Here is a 13,077-nt window from a genome sequence, read left to right as displayed (position 1 = left end):
ACGCTACCTTGTTAGTTATTGTCCCCAATTATATTTGCTTTTTTCTAAACCACACATATGTCAGATGCCGCCGTCGGACCGATTTCAGGATTTCTTTTTCAATTTGAAAAGGCCTTATTGATTTTAGCCCGGTTAACACAGGCCGATGAATTTATCACTGTAGAGGATGTGGATGACATCGCGATCCACGATCCGGATATTCCAGATAAGATACTATTTACTTTCCAGGCAAAACACAGTTTGTCTTTGAGTGGTTCCACCTTTGAAGATAGCAGCCGGGCCTTGTGGCGTACCCTTGAAATCTGGATACAAAAAATTGAGGCCGGCATATTTGATGCGGATACCAGATTTATTTGCTCCACGAATAAAACGATCCACGAAACCGCATTGATTCGCCGCCTGGCGACCGAGCCCTTCGCGGATGTCGAAAAATCGATTGTCGAATTGCAAGCGAAACTTAAGAAAGCACAGTCAGAAAAAAAGAAATCCGGTAAGACCTCGCCCCATATTACCTATATTCTTAAACTCATCAAGTTTGCGCTTGACAAAAAAGAAACATTAAAGACAATTGCAAAAAGCATTATAATAGAGGATGGTGAAGAGGTTAAGCCAAAGTTTCTGGAGTTGATGCGGTTAACGATACCCGGTATTAAGACCGTAAGGCAGGACGATGTTTATCAGAATTTTTATGGCTGGTTGCTGGATACCTGCCAGGCGAACTGGAGAAATGGAAAAACAGCGGCGATCTCCAAAAAACAATTTGATGCCAAATGGGTCGTAGTCAATTCTAACCCGCAAATTATCAATGCTATTTTCCGGAAGAAATCTGAATTAGGTTCGTTAACTGCCGAACGTATTGACGAAGTAAAGGATGAACTTTTTGTAAAACAACTTAATGACATTTCCAGAGGCCCCGGCGCCAAACATATTCTGGAAAAAGCTATGCTAGATTATATTCACCATGAGATTGAAATGGGCTTCGTGATACATAAGGGGGACTTTACCAGCACTGACTTCGAACAGTTCAAATCTAATTGCCTGGAGGCCTGGCGTGATCATTTTTATTCATTGGTGTTGCAGGATGAATATACCGAGGAAGAGAGTAATGCCATAGCCATAACGGTATTTGACCGAATCATGCAGGAGAACACTTTGCAATTTAACGAGGGATTTCAGTTTAGTCCGTCCGACAGGTATATCAAAAACGGAAGCTTTTTAAAGCTGTCCAACGTGCCGGAAATAGGCTGGCGGCCAGACTGGAACATCAAATACGGAAGGCCATGACAGATAATCTTTACGATGTTTTTCAAAACATCGCGCTAAGCACAGTTGCCTTGCAGAGCTTCACCCATGGCTACCACGAAATCGCCAAAAACAAGCCGCACCTTTCGGACTACCCCAAGTTGTCTCAAATGTTTTATGTCCTGCCTATCGTTTACAATCATAACGCAATGACCGTGTTTGGTAATTCGATCGACCTATACACCGCGATCGTGAAAGACACCTCAGTTACGCTGGGTTTACAGGATCGGGCAAATAAAATGTCCGGGCAAACCTTTGATAGCCTCAATCTTGCTTTTAGTAAAAACATATTGTTATGGAATAAGGATAGCGGTACCATAGAACTGGGACACGGCTTTAAAGCGAGGCGAATGACCTTGTTTATGGAGATGAATAATACCCACCATGCGGTTAAACGGATCCAGGATTCGGCGCATCGCTTAGGTAATATTTTCGCCAAGAAAAATGAAAAAAACATACAGATCGAACTAAATATCAGATTTTAAGATGGATTTGAAAATCAAGAATGTCATTCTTTACCCGCAGGATAGTTCGTTAAATCCGCGCTTTATCCCCTTTAAGGAAGATATGGTCAATATTATTTCAGGATACAGTCAACGTGGAAAATCGGCGATCATATCGATTATCGATTATTGCCTGGGCAGTAGTGAATGTAATATACCCATTGGTAAGATCCGTGAGAAGGTCGATAAGTTTGCGATATACATCACCATCAATGGCGAGAATATCTTTTTGGCGAGGGACTGTCCCGCCGAGATCAATAAGGTTTCCGACAATATGTATTATTATAATGTCAATGAAAAAGGCGAAAATCCTGACTTGAATACCAATAAATGGATCGATAACAAAAACCAATACAAAGTTAATCGGGACTATGTCAAAACATTCCTAAGCCGGTTTGCGGGTTTCGAAAATATCAAGTCGAGTACGACGGATGCAGATATATCACTTGGCTTCCGGGACACCAGCGCATTTCAATTCCAGCCTCAAAATATCATTGCCAACCCGACTACGATCTTTTACAAAACAGATACCTACGAACATTTGCGGCGCTTAAAAGTGCTGTTTCCGCTTGTTTTGGGTTATAAATCTTATGAGATCATTAACCTGGAGCAGGAGATCGGTGAGGACGAAACGATTTATAAGGACAAACAAAAGAAGCTGGATGACCTTAGGCGGCAGTATGAAACCTGGCAAGCGGATTTGTACGAGCATTATTCTAAAGCGATCAGTTTAAATCTGACCACGACCAACATCGATATTGATTCCTCCAAAGTTGATTTTATAAAAAAAGAACTAGGTTCGATCGTTAACCGGGTAAACGGTAATAATTTTCTGAGGGAAGGGTCAACCCTGCTTTACACCGATAAATTGGACGAACTGGAGCGCGAAAGAGATATTTTACAGCGCGACCTGGACGTACTGAAAACAGAACTTTCCAGGATCAATAACTTTGACCGCTCCAAAGATGCCTATGTCACAGAGGTTGCAATAGAAATAAACGACCGGTTAAGACCGATTGATTATTTTTTAAAACTAAACGGTACCGATACCTGCCCATTTTGTGACTCAACATCCAGTAAAGCGGTCAATCAATTATTGGGATTAAAACTTGAACAAGAAAAAAACCGTGCAGTGATTACGGAATCTAAAACGCTGGACTTTTCTTTTGAACGGGAGAAAAATGATTTTAAACGGAACATAAGAATAAAGGAGCAGGAAATTTTAAAAGTTGAAGCTAACCTGCAAATACTGGTCAATGCTAATCGGGAGGCCGCGCAGCGCATTAGGCAGATCTATGAGTTTTCCGGAAAAATAGGAAATGTATTAGAAGGCTTGAACAAAATCGCGCCTTCCGGCGAACTGGCCAGCGAATTAGCCGTCTTGGACCAACAGCTAACGACCAAACGTGTGAAACTAAAAAAGTTAAAGGATAAATTTGACCGGGGTGCGAGCTTAAAAAAGGTTTCCGATGCCATTGCAGTCTATGTCGATATATTGCCCATAGAAGACAAGGCGAACAAACGGGTATTGCTTGACCCTGAAAATAGTGCCGGCATCAAAATAGAAGATACACAAACCAAGAATATCACCTACCTGTCGAAGCTGGGTAGTGGTGCCAATCATATGTGCTATCACTTAGCGACGCTACTTGGCCTTCACGAATATTTTTTGAGCCTGCCCTTAACCAGCAAGGTCAATTATGTGCCTTCGTTTTTAGTATTAGATCAGCCCAGCCAAGTCTATTTTCCTGAGCACTTCAATGAAATGAACAAAACGGCTGATCAAAAACGCGCTTCAAAAATATCAAAAGACATCGTCGACACCGGCAAAATTTTTGAGGCCTGCTCCACCTTTGTAGAACGAACAGGCGGCAAAACGCAAATCATCATTCTTGAACACGCGCCGGAAAACACCTGGAAAGACCTCCAACACATTAATTTCGTCGATAGCTGGAGAGGAGATCTCGAAGAAAACGTTAGGACTTACAAGGCCTTGCTACTTAAAGAATGGTTGTAGTCTTATTCCCGACAGCACCAGACTTTAGAAAAATTTCTTCGTAAGCAATAATGATCTTAGCAAGTTCTTCATTTAATTTATCCTGCAATTTTATATAGCTACCCATAATGCCTGTTATCACTTTAATGTAGATAGCACACTGAATCTCCACTGTGTTTTCTTTAGTATTGGATTGTTTGAGCAATGAAATGAACTTATCTCTGACTTCTTCTGGAAGATCATCAAAAACCGACCAGTTGAAGTTTACATCATTGTCTGCGAATGATAGTCCCTGGTGAACGAATTGATTACGTATTTCATAAAACTGGTTAAAGACGTGGTAGTAGGCATCCACAAACACTTTTTTCGTTTGTTCTCTTAATACGCCCGCCTTATAGAATACTTTAAAGTAGATCTTCGATATCTCGCGCAATCGGACAAATTCCCCAAAGAAGGCTACCATCAGTAGTTCGGTACGAATTATTGGATCGCCTTTGAATGTGTTACGATCCGTCACCAAGTCGTTCATATCACTTAATATAATGTTTATGCCGTCTATGATCTTATTCAGATCCATTACCCATAAAAGAAAATGAAACCTCACTTTTTCGGAAAAGTCGTTATTGATCTTTGCTGTAAATTCATCTTCTGAAAACAACTCGTTCCTGTCCTGTGCCTCCTGATAAACGCTTTGCGCGTAAGCTAAAAACCCATCAGCCAACTGGTCTGGCGGTTGTATATAAGGTATTTTGTATGCATCCATTTCAACTAGGTAGTCTACCACCATCAAGATTAGATTTGATTAATTTTTTGTGTAATTCGTTGATTTCATATACGATAGGCATAATATTATATTCCAGTCCTAATACGCAGAACGTACTTTCGGGAATATAATAAGCCCTGAAAAAATCAGGGACCAGCCCGCCTTTTGCTCCCAGTTTGTCACCCACATACGAGGGGATGATCATACCGCTTAACATCTTGGCCAGGTAATCGTCCAGGTTCTCATCAAAATGTTCCATAAAGTTCCTGACTTTGCGGTCTTTAAGCGAATTCTCTTCCGTAATGCCAAAGGCTGCCTTCAATTTCTCCGAGCGACGGACATGAACCGCTTCCTTAGATGATGGCCAAAAGTACCGGGATAGCACGCCTGCATGGCCAATCAACTGCTGCACGAGGTCGAGCACCCGGTTGTCATCAAGCTTTTTACCTGCATCTAATTCATCTAAACAATATTGTAGCTGACCAAGCCCGGCCATAGCCATCCGGGTAACAGCCAACATACTTTCAATATAAAATGCCTCATGCGGAGGCCAAATAGTTAATCCTTCATCCATATTACAAAGAAAACTGGCACCTGCGCAACCTATTTGCGCAGTCTAATTTAAGATTAAAACAAAAAAAAATCGCACTTTAGCTTTTGATCATCCTGATCCAGCTTGAACCATGACCGATAGAATCGATAATACCCTGCAATTTGACGACCTGACGCTTGTCAAACACCTGAAAACAATAAATAGCCCTTTTATTGTGACGGTGCAAACTGTCTTTAATCAGGTTAGAGATAGCCTGGACAATCGCATCCCGGCAATATTCCCGAAATATACTTTGCATAATACGGGTCATTCGTTCAGGATCATTAACTATATGTCAGGACTTGTTGAGGATTATAAACAATTATCCGAACTAGAGATTACTTTGCTCATTTGCGCTGCTTTACTGCATGATGTCGGGATGGCCATCAGCGATGAAGATATTCAATCGATCAAAGACGAGACATTTACCTTCTCCGAAATTAAATATTCCGCAATGCTGCGCTTAATGGGCGGGGATGAAATAGAAGCCACCCAGGAGTATGTCAGGCGTATCCATGCAGAATTATCAGGACGGTATATCAGGCAATATTTAAAAGAAATACTAGTATTGCCCAATTTACCGAGCCTTGATTTCACGGAAGAATTAGCCTTGATTTGCGAAAGCCACACACGTGATTTCGATTGGATAAAATCTCATCTGGGCTTCCATGATATAAGGGGCGATTACACATTTAACGCCCAATACATCGCGTGTATTTTAAGGCTTGGCGATATACTCGACATCGACGGAAACAGAACGCCCTACAAGCTTTATCAACTGATCGCCCCTAAAGGCAGAAGCGATGAAGAATGGCGACAACATTTTGTCATTTTTAACAATGAAAAAATCGTTTTCAATGAGAAGACGCACCAACGGGATATTGTTTTTCATGGCAAATCAAAAAATGCAGATATCCATCGGAAAATACTGAATTATATAGACTGGGTTGAAACAGAACTGACCGGTGGATTAGCACTGGTCGCCGGCATGAAAAGCCAATACAACCTTCCTTTCGACGAAAAACCAAAAGTAAACATTCAAACAGAGGGGTATACGTTCTCCGGCTATAAAATGACTCTCAAATTTGAAGCGATCAGTTCATTGCTGATGGGAGAGAAAATTTATGGGAACAAATCACTTGGTTTAAGAGAATTGATTCAAAATTCACTGGACGCGTGCCGTATTCGTCAGGAAAATGAGAAAAAAGCATTTGGCGACGACCCTTATGAGCCTCGCTTAAGAGTGATCATTGATAAGGAAAAAAATCAAGTAATTATTAAAGATAACGGGGTGGGTATGTCCATAGAAATTATAAAGAATCATTTTTTAAACATCGGCGTATCCTATTACCAGTCATTCGAGTTTTTGCTCAAAGACCTTGCTTATAAGCCTATTGGCAATTACGGAATTGGTTTTTTGTCATGTTTTATGCTTTCAGACACGGTGACAGTTCGAACAAGGCACTACCAATCGAAATTTCAATATTTGATTCAATTAGAAAAAGGTAACGAATGGACATCATTGACAGAAAAAGAAGACATTGCATTCTTCGGTACGGAAGTTATTTTAAATTATCAGCAGTTCATTGCTGTTTTTGAAAATCAGACGGCAAAGGTGAAAGAGTTCCTCAATCGGTTTTTCTTAACTGATGGTATTGATTTTAAATTGCTGGAGCAACCAGATACCCAAACCGATATCAAAAATAACTTAAACGATGAGAAATCGCCTGAAAAGGGTTTCGTGAAAATTCTGTTATCGGACTATCTTGACGACATCGAAGGTTACGTATTGATTAGAAAGAATACCACGTTTGTCTGCACATTTGAAGAGATTCCTTTAGATGAGGAAATATACCGATATGATCCTCCATCAGAGGAAACTGGCGAGGAAGATTTAGAAGAAGATAGGAAATGGTTGACCGCGGTAACAGATCTTAAAGAAATCAATATCGACGATTATATTAATGGTAATGAAATAAAATATCTGAGAATACCACTTATTGAAAGCGACGTTGAGGATGATTTTTCAAGCGGGATGAAGTTTACGAACGATGACACTAAAGAAGTGATTGAGAAATTAGAAGATAAGTTAAAATGGATTACGGTTTTGCTTCCTAAAGCCCATCAAGGTTATTTATATGACGAAGAGATCAACACGCGCGATGAGGTTTTAGAATGCGTACCGTTCGACGATCTGGTAGAAATCGGACAATCAAGTGATCATCCTACTTATAAGTTTGTTAAAACCGTCGCCTTATTTGAGGGGCGTAAAAATGAATTGTATTTGCCTTTCGAGGTCAAACAAAGGCTGCCTTGGTATTCACTGTCCGCTCCAAGGCAGGAATTGTTTATTCGGAACGTTTTGATAAAGGATTTCCATTTTAGTTTACCTGTAAACGCATCTGTCTTCAACGTCACAACGATGGTTGTGAATATCAAATCGCGCAAATTCATCCCTGATATATCCAGGAATAATATCGACAAGACGAGTGACGAAATGATCAATTATGTAATCGGCAAGGCCATCCATTTAGGTGCAATTGACCTTTTAGAATATAGTGTTGATGAACGCAAAACGCTCCAGGATTTCGTAGCGAAATTCTATAGCAATAAAACCGACTTTGAAAAAGATCACGATTAATTATTAATATCTTTAAACTAACTTTTTCACCGATTATGCTTAATAGAATAATAATTATTAATTCAGAATTATACGCTAAGGCTAGTATTCATATCGGTGACAACGCCAGTATTCAAATTACCGCGGAAAACAATGTAGGGAAAAGTTCTTTCCTGAATACCCTGAATTTTCTTTATATCACCGATAAGGATCAAATGCGGTTTGAGGATAACCGCAAATTGTCTGATTCCATGAAGCACTATTTCGATGGGACCAGTATCCACAGTTTTATTGTATTTGAGATATTTAAAAATGGTTATTACTGCATTTTGGTTAAAGCGACACCCGAAAACACGATTGAATATTACAAGATAAATGGCGTTTACCAGGAACGGTTCTTTATTGAAACATCAACGGACGGCTTTAAAGCAAAAAAGTGGGAAAAGATCCTGCAAGAGCTAACAAACGATAACCCCACCGATCCGCCATATCTGCTCAAAAGTGAGGATTTATATAATTTGGTGTATAATTCTGATAAAAATAAAAACCCTGTTGTTTGGATAAAAAAGGAGGTCAAGCGGAAAGGCCGGGCCCTTTCCAACAGCTTTACCGATATCTATAAACACCTGATCAAGACCAGTGAGATCAATGAAAAATCTTTTAAGAATGCATTGCTGATCGCTGATAATAAGCAAGACGTTTTTTTAAACGTATTTACAAGCTCCAGTTTCGATAAGATCAATGAATTTGAAAAGAAAAAAAGCCATTTAGACAATCTATCTGCGGTCAGGCTGGATTTTGAAAAACTAAAGTTGCTGAATGATAAATTCATTAGCCAGGAAAGCATTTTGGGTAAATTAAAGCATACGTTTATCAGGTCATTCGGTACAATAGAAAAGGAGTTATCGGAGAAGACCGCCACGGATAGCCTGTTATCGATCTCCATACGTACACTCGAAACAAAGATCAATACGACCCTCAAAAATGAAAGAGATAACTTGATTTCTGACCGGGCGACATTGATTGCCCAGCGCACAAACGCAGAAAATGCGAATAAGGAAATTATACAACAATTACAGGAGTTGACCGATTACGAGCCAGCTGATGATCACTTGTTATATCAGGGGCTATTAACAAAAGCCGCTGATCAGGAAAAGCAAAAAACCGGTTTGCAAGCCCAAATAACGCAATTGGAACGGAGCCAGTTTTCCCTACAGGAGGTCGAGAAAAGCATCCGGGATTTGGAAAATGATATCGCTAAGAAAGAGCAAGCTATTGGACAATATGACAATTTGTTGTACCAAAATATATCTACCGACCCGGAGGTCGTTAAAAAAGTATTTAATTACCTGAGCAATGATGTCGCCCGGCTGGATAAATCGAAGATCACCCGGAAAATCACGCTTGCCGATCTGCCAATGACTCTATTTGATGGTCAGATCGATGCCTCATCGGTCACTTTGCTCTTGCCCCCGTCAATAAAGGAACTTCAGGAAGAAGTAACGACAAAGAACAAGGATTTGTCGGAGAAGAAAATTCAATTCGATACCCTTATTAACAGAGATACCCTGCAAGGTAAGATCGATCTGTTAAAGAAAGCTATCCTAACATTAGACGCCCTGCTGACCAAGATCAGGAACAAGCCGGCTTTATTACAAAAAAAAGCCGACAATGAATTGCTGATTAATGTGACTTTAAAGAAAGCCATATCTGAAGCGACCATTCATATCGATGAAAAAGATAGCCAGATCGAAAAGGAAAAAAAAGTACTGGAACTAAAGAAACAGGAAAAAGATCGTTACGAAGTGGATTTGAAAAAATACAAGAGCCAGTATCAGGAAATTACAGGTAGATTAGATGTTTATGAGATTGAAGAGATCATTGATGAGCGCTTTGAACAATTGCATGAAAAATTTCACGGGATCTATGAGAGCTTCAGGATAACCAAAGACAACAGAAAGGACTTAAAGGATACCATCAACATCCGGCTCAAAAAGGATATCCAGGACATTAAACATTTTATTCGGGAAGTTGAAGAAGAAATAGCCAATATCCCCCAAATGGACAAAGTGATCAGCAACTTGTTAGACACACTTTCTTTTGAGATTGGTAGCCCAACCTTTACGTTTTTAACTCAATTTAACGACTTTAAATCATTTGTTTATAAAAGCTATAACGGAAAACTTGCTGAATACCCAGTTTCTAATATCCAGCAGGTCAAAGTAAAAATCCACGAAAACGAGGACCTGATCAAAGATTTGGATAAAGTTTCCAAACTGAAATTTTCCAATGGACTTGATTTTGACAATTCCTATTTGGATAGTAAGAAGGCGCTGGAAAGACAGCTTGCTGAAAACAAGGGAAAGCCCATTGAAATTTATGACTTATTCACGATCAAGGTTGAAATAACGAAAATTACAGGAGAAACAGAGGAAATAGATCTTTCAAAACAAGTGCAGTCCAGAGGAACTAACATCGTACTGAAGCTTTATTTATTTCTTAATATCCTAAAGGATCTGGTTCATTCCGCGCCCGAAAACAAAATTGTGATCTACATCGACGAACTGGATGCGATCGGGCAAAAAAATGTCACCCATTTAAACCGGTTTTGTACAGAAAATCACTTTGTGCCGATATTCGCGGCCCCTAGAAAAGTGGAGGGCATTCAAAAGTACTATATGATCAAAGAATCGATAAGTCCTAACAAAAATCAAAAACCGAAGATCACTTTCGGGGAATTGCAATCTTTCCCGGTAATTTACAGAAATGCAGAACCAGGTCTTTAAGAATTTCGTCAGCAAAATACTAAGCGAGGGAAAGATCAGTTTTTCGTCTATAGCGGGATCTGTTAAGCGATCGGCTGATTTTACTACGTTAATTAATGGTGGGTTCATTGAACATCTGCCAGCATTGACTGGTGGCGGCAGTATTTGCCTGAAGAACAGAGCGGACCTGGAAAGATATTATGCTGTTAAATTTCCAACCGCTGGCCAGGGCCATACAGCTATTGGAAATATTCATGCCTTTCGTAATACAAAAGCGGCAAAAAGGGAAAGCCAAAATGTCGTTTTAATACGCGGGAAAGGGAAAGTAATGCTCAATGGTACAGCTACAGACTTGGGTTATTATACCGAAAAGTTCGGAACGTTTGCCGCACTTTTAGTAACGTTAGAAGCAGAGAAAATATGTTTCGTTGAAAACCTGGATTCCTATTTACTGGCAGAGCGGGTTATTGGGGCAGATTTTATATTTATTCATACGTACGGGGGCATCGGCGCTTCGGTAGTAAAAAAAGTGACAGCGAAGGAGATTTTGGTGTTTCCCGATTACGATTTTGTAGGCTTGCATCATTTTTTGATGGTCAAGAACATCTATCCTTACAGTCAGTTGTTTGTGCCCGAAAATTACAGCTTACTTTTTGATACCAAATCGAGGACGATCAGAACGAAACAGGGCCGGGAGCAACAACCCAGCCTGCAAGTTTTAAACAGTATAGAACCGGATGTTGTAAAGATCAGGACCGATATTTTCGAACAAAAGAAATTTTTAGAACAACAGGCCCTATTCCAATGAGCAATTTAAATCTTTCCGGTAAAGATATACTGAGGTTTTTGCTGACCCATTACGAATTTGTGCAATTAGCTTTCAATGCCAGTAAACCTGATTTTATCATCGATGCTGACCGGTTTAATCACCTGATCAATGAGTATAATACCGGAAGCGACAATAAAATATCTGCGACCAGACTAACAGCTGAATTGAAGTTTTGTCGGCAAATTCCAACTGGGGAGTATAAGCTCAATGGGAATTACACGTCATTTTTAGAATATATATTTGATGATTTTATCTTAGACCTGCCGGAAACCCTCAAGAATAGGTACCAAGCGGTCTTCAGTCATTTTACAAGTTTACAGACGGAGGCTAACGAGGCGAAGATCATCTTGCTGGTCCAGGAGATCATCAAAGTTGTCGAGAAGTTTTTGAACGATATTGAAGGGCAAACTTACCGGCTGTTAAGAGATACCGAATCGCTGAAGATCAATGCGGAAAATCATTCCGATTTCACCCTGCGCATTCAAAAAGCGAATTATTGGATAGATGAATACATCATACCGTTGAACGCTATCCTTAATAAAGACCATCCCCATTCTGTGGTCAATGCCATAGTCCAGATCCAACGTTACACCAGCGAGAAAAGAATACTGGCAGAAAGTTATGAGTTAAGGCGGGAGTTTGAAAAACTATACGGTTGCGCGGTAAGTGCGAAAGTGGAGTTAGATCAAACTTTGAGTAAGCTGACAAGAGAATTATTGCCACTATTAGAGCGGATAAAAAGTGACTCGATCATTTTAAGCGGATTTTATCATTTTGTGGAAAATATAGACCGACCAGAAGATTATATTATCCAGTTACCACCCATACTTCGGAAAACCAAAACCAATGTGATCTCCAATACATTTGGCAGCGAGGCAACTTTTTTTATTGACCAATTTAGCTATCAGACAGCAGAGGCGATGTACACGGAACAGGTTGAGGAACTGGAATGGCTGCCGGATGCGAGTTTTTTTAAGGAACAGCTACTGAGAGAGAAAGGGGTTAGTAATTTTTATCAATGGTGTTTCGACACGTTAAAGGAACATACCGATAATATTACCCTATCGAAATTTTTTACAGTATCCAATCTGATACTGGAGGAAGACTTGATCGCTGAATATGAAGAAGATTCACGGTTTGACATTCAGCTCTCAGATGCCGTATTGAAAATGCCAAAAGTTAAATTGTATGAGAAATTACCCAACTGACCACAAAGACATCGTAACTCAACTATTAGATGGTAGATTCATTATTTACCCGAGCCCTTTGTTTGCAACAATTCAACAGCAAGACGAAGAATATACCGAGTTCTTTAGAGAATCACACGGATTTGAGTTGCATATCGATTCTGAATTCGCTTATCTGTCTTCAAATGACATCAACGAAAGACGTACAAGGGACTTTACCCTGTTTCTTGCTATTCTTTGCCGCGAATTGGATTACAGTGGCAGAAACTTCAGAGATGCCATTGAATTGTCGATCTTTGATATTTCAGAAACCGAGCAATTACTGCGCCTATCTTCTAAATGGGAAATTTTAGAAAAAACCTCCGTAAACGAGTTTGAAACTTTTATCAATGTTTGGCACAAGAAAAACGTTTTAAAAAGGACGGGAAACCAGTTCAAATTTACCAAGGCTATCAAATTATTCTTTGAGTTTGCGGTAAATGTCGCCAATGCGAAACTCAAAGAACAGCAATCGGAATAA

10 protein-coding genes are annotated in these 13,077 nt (G+C 39.8%); 8 read left to right on the top strand and 2 right to left on the bottom strand.

Features of this window, described 5'->3' with window-relative positions; all coding sequences use genetic code 11:
- Positions 1 to 57: 57 nt before the first annotated feature.
- The 3 genes from AC07M6_RS11265 to AC07M6_RS11255 are packed head-to-tail and all read left to right on the top strand — an operon-like array spanning position 58 to position 3,822.
- Positions 58 to 1,284: an ABC-three component system protein gene (locus tag AC07M6_RS11265; RefSeq protein ID WP_494889426.1), complete on the top strand. Its 1,227-nt coding sequence runs from the start codon at positions 58 to 60 to the stop codon at positions 1,282 to 1,284.
- Complete coding sequence (locus AC07M6_RS11260) at positions 1,281 to 1,787, top strand: three component ABC system middle component (protein ID WP_494889424.1); 507 nt, start codon at positions 1,281 to 1,283, stop codon at positions 1,785 to 1,787. Before AC07M6_RS11265 ends, AC07M6_RS11260 begins: the two co-directional genes overlap by 4 nt.
- 1 nt (position 1,788) lies before the next feature.
- On the top strand, positions 1,789 to 3,822 hold the full coding sequence (locus tag AC07M6_RS11255) for a DUF3732 domain-containing protein (protein ID WP_494889422.1): 2,034 nt from the start codon (positions 1,789 to 1,791) through the stop codon (positions 3,820 to 3,822).
- Here the strand turns inward: AC07M6_RS11255 and AC07M6_RS11250 are convergent.
- Positions 3,806 to 4,588, bottom strand: coding sequence for a hypothetical protein (locus AC07M6_RS11250; protein WP_494889420.1), 783 nt, complete (start codon positions 4,586 to 4,588; stop codon positions 3,806 to 3,808). The two genes, AC07M6_RS11255 and AC07M6_RS11250, sit on opposite strands and share 17 nt — an antisense overlap.
- Positions 4,566 to 5,138, bottom strand: a complete 573-nt coding sequence (locus tag AC07M6_RS11245; protein WP_494889418.1) for a hypothetical protein — start codon at positions 5,136 to 5,138, stop codon at positions 4,566 to 4,568. Before AC07M6_RS11245 ends, AC07M6_RS11250 begins: the two co-directional genes overlap by 23 nt.
- A 109-nt stretch (positions 5,139 to 5,247) precedes the next feature.
- Between AC07M6_RS11245 and AC07M6_RS11240 the strand changes: the two genes are divergently transcribed.
- The 5 genes from AC07M6_RS11240 (at position 5,248) to AC07M6_RS11220 (ending at position 13,077) form a co-directional block, all read left to right on the top strand.
- Positions 5,248 to 7,797 (top strand): HD domain-containing protein, encoded by a 2,550-nt coding sequence (locus AC07M6_RS11240; protein WP_494889416.1) that lies wholly within the window; start codon positions 5,248 to 5,250, stop codon positions 7,795 to 7,797.
- 230 nt (positions 7,798 to 8,027) lie between these two features.
- Positions 8,028 to 10,562: a coiled-coil domain-containing protein gene (locus AC07M6_RS11235; protein WP_494889414.1), complete on the top strand. Its 2,535-nt coding sequence runs from the start codon at positions 8,028 to 8,030 to the stop codon at positions 10,560 to 10,562.
- A complete protein-coding gene (locus tag AC07M6_RS11230; RefSeq protein WP_494889412.1) occupies positions 10,543 to 11,349 on the top strand; it encodes a hypothetical protein in 807 nt (268 codons plus the stop codon). Before AC07M6_RS11235 ends, AC07M6_RS11230 begins: the two co-directional genes overlap by 20 nt.
- Positions 11,346 to 12,578 (top strand): hypothetical protein, encoded by a 1,233-nt coding sequence (locus AC07M6_RS11225; protein ID WP_494889411.1) that lies wholly within the window; start codon positions 11,346 to 11,348, stop codon positions 12,576 to 12,578. The genes AC07M6_RS11230 and AC07M6_RS11225 overlap by 4 nt, the downstream gene beginning before the upstream one ends.
- Complete coding sequence (locus AC07M6_RS11220) at positions 12,559 to 13,077, top strand: condensin complex protein MksE (RefSeq protein WP_494889409.1); 519 nt, start codon at positions 12,559 to 12,561, stop codon at positions 13,075 to 13,077. Before AC07M6_RS11225 ends, AC07M6_RS11220 begins: the two co-directional genes overlap by 20 nt.

It is taken from the genome of Mucilaginibacter sp. GW821-FHT07H05 (assembly GCF_059418485.1).
Note: the sequence above shows the minus strand (reverse complement) of the source record. Positions and strands in the feature narration are given on the sequence as shown.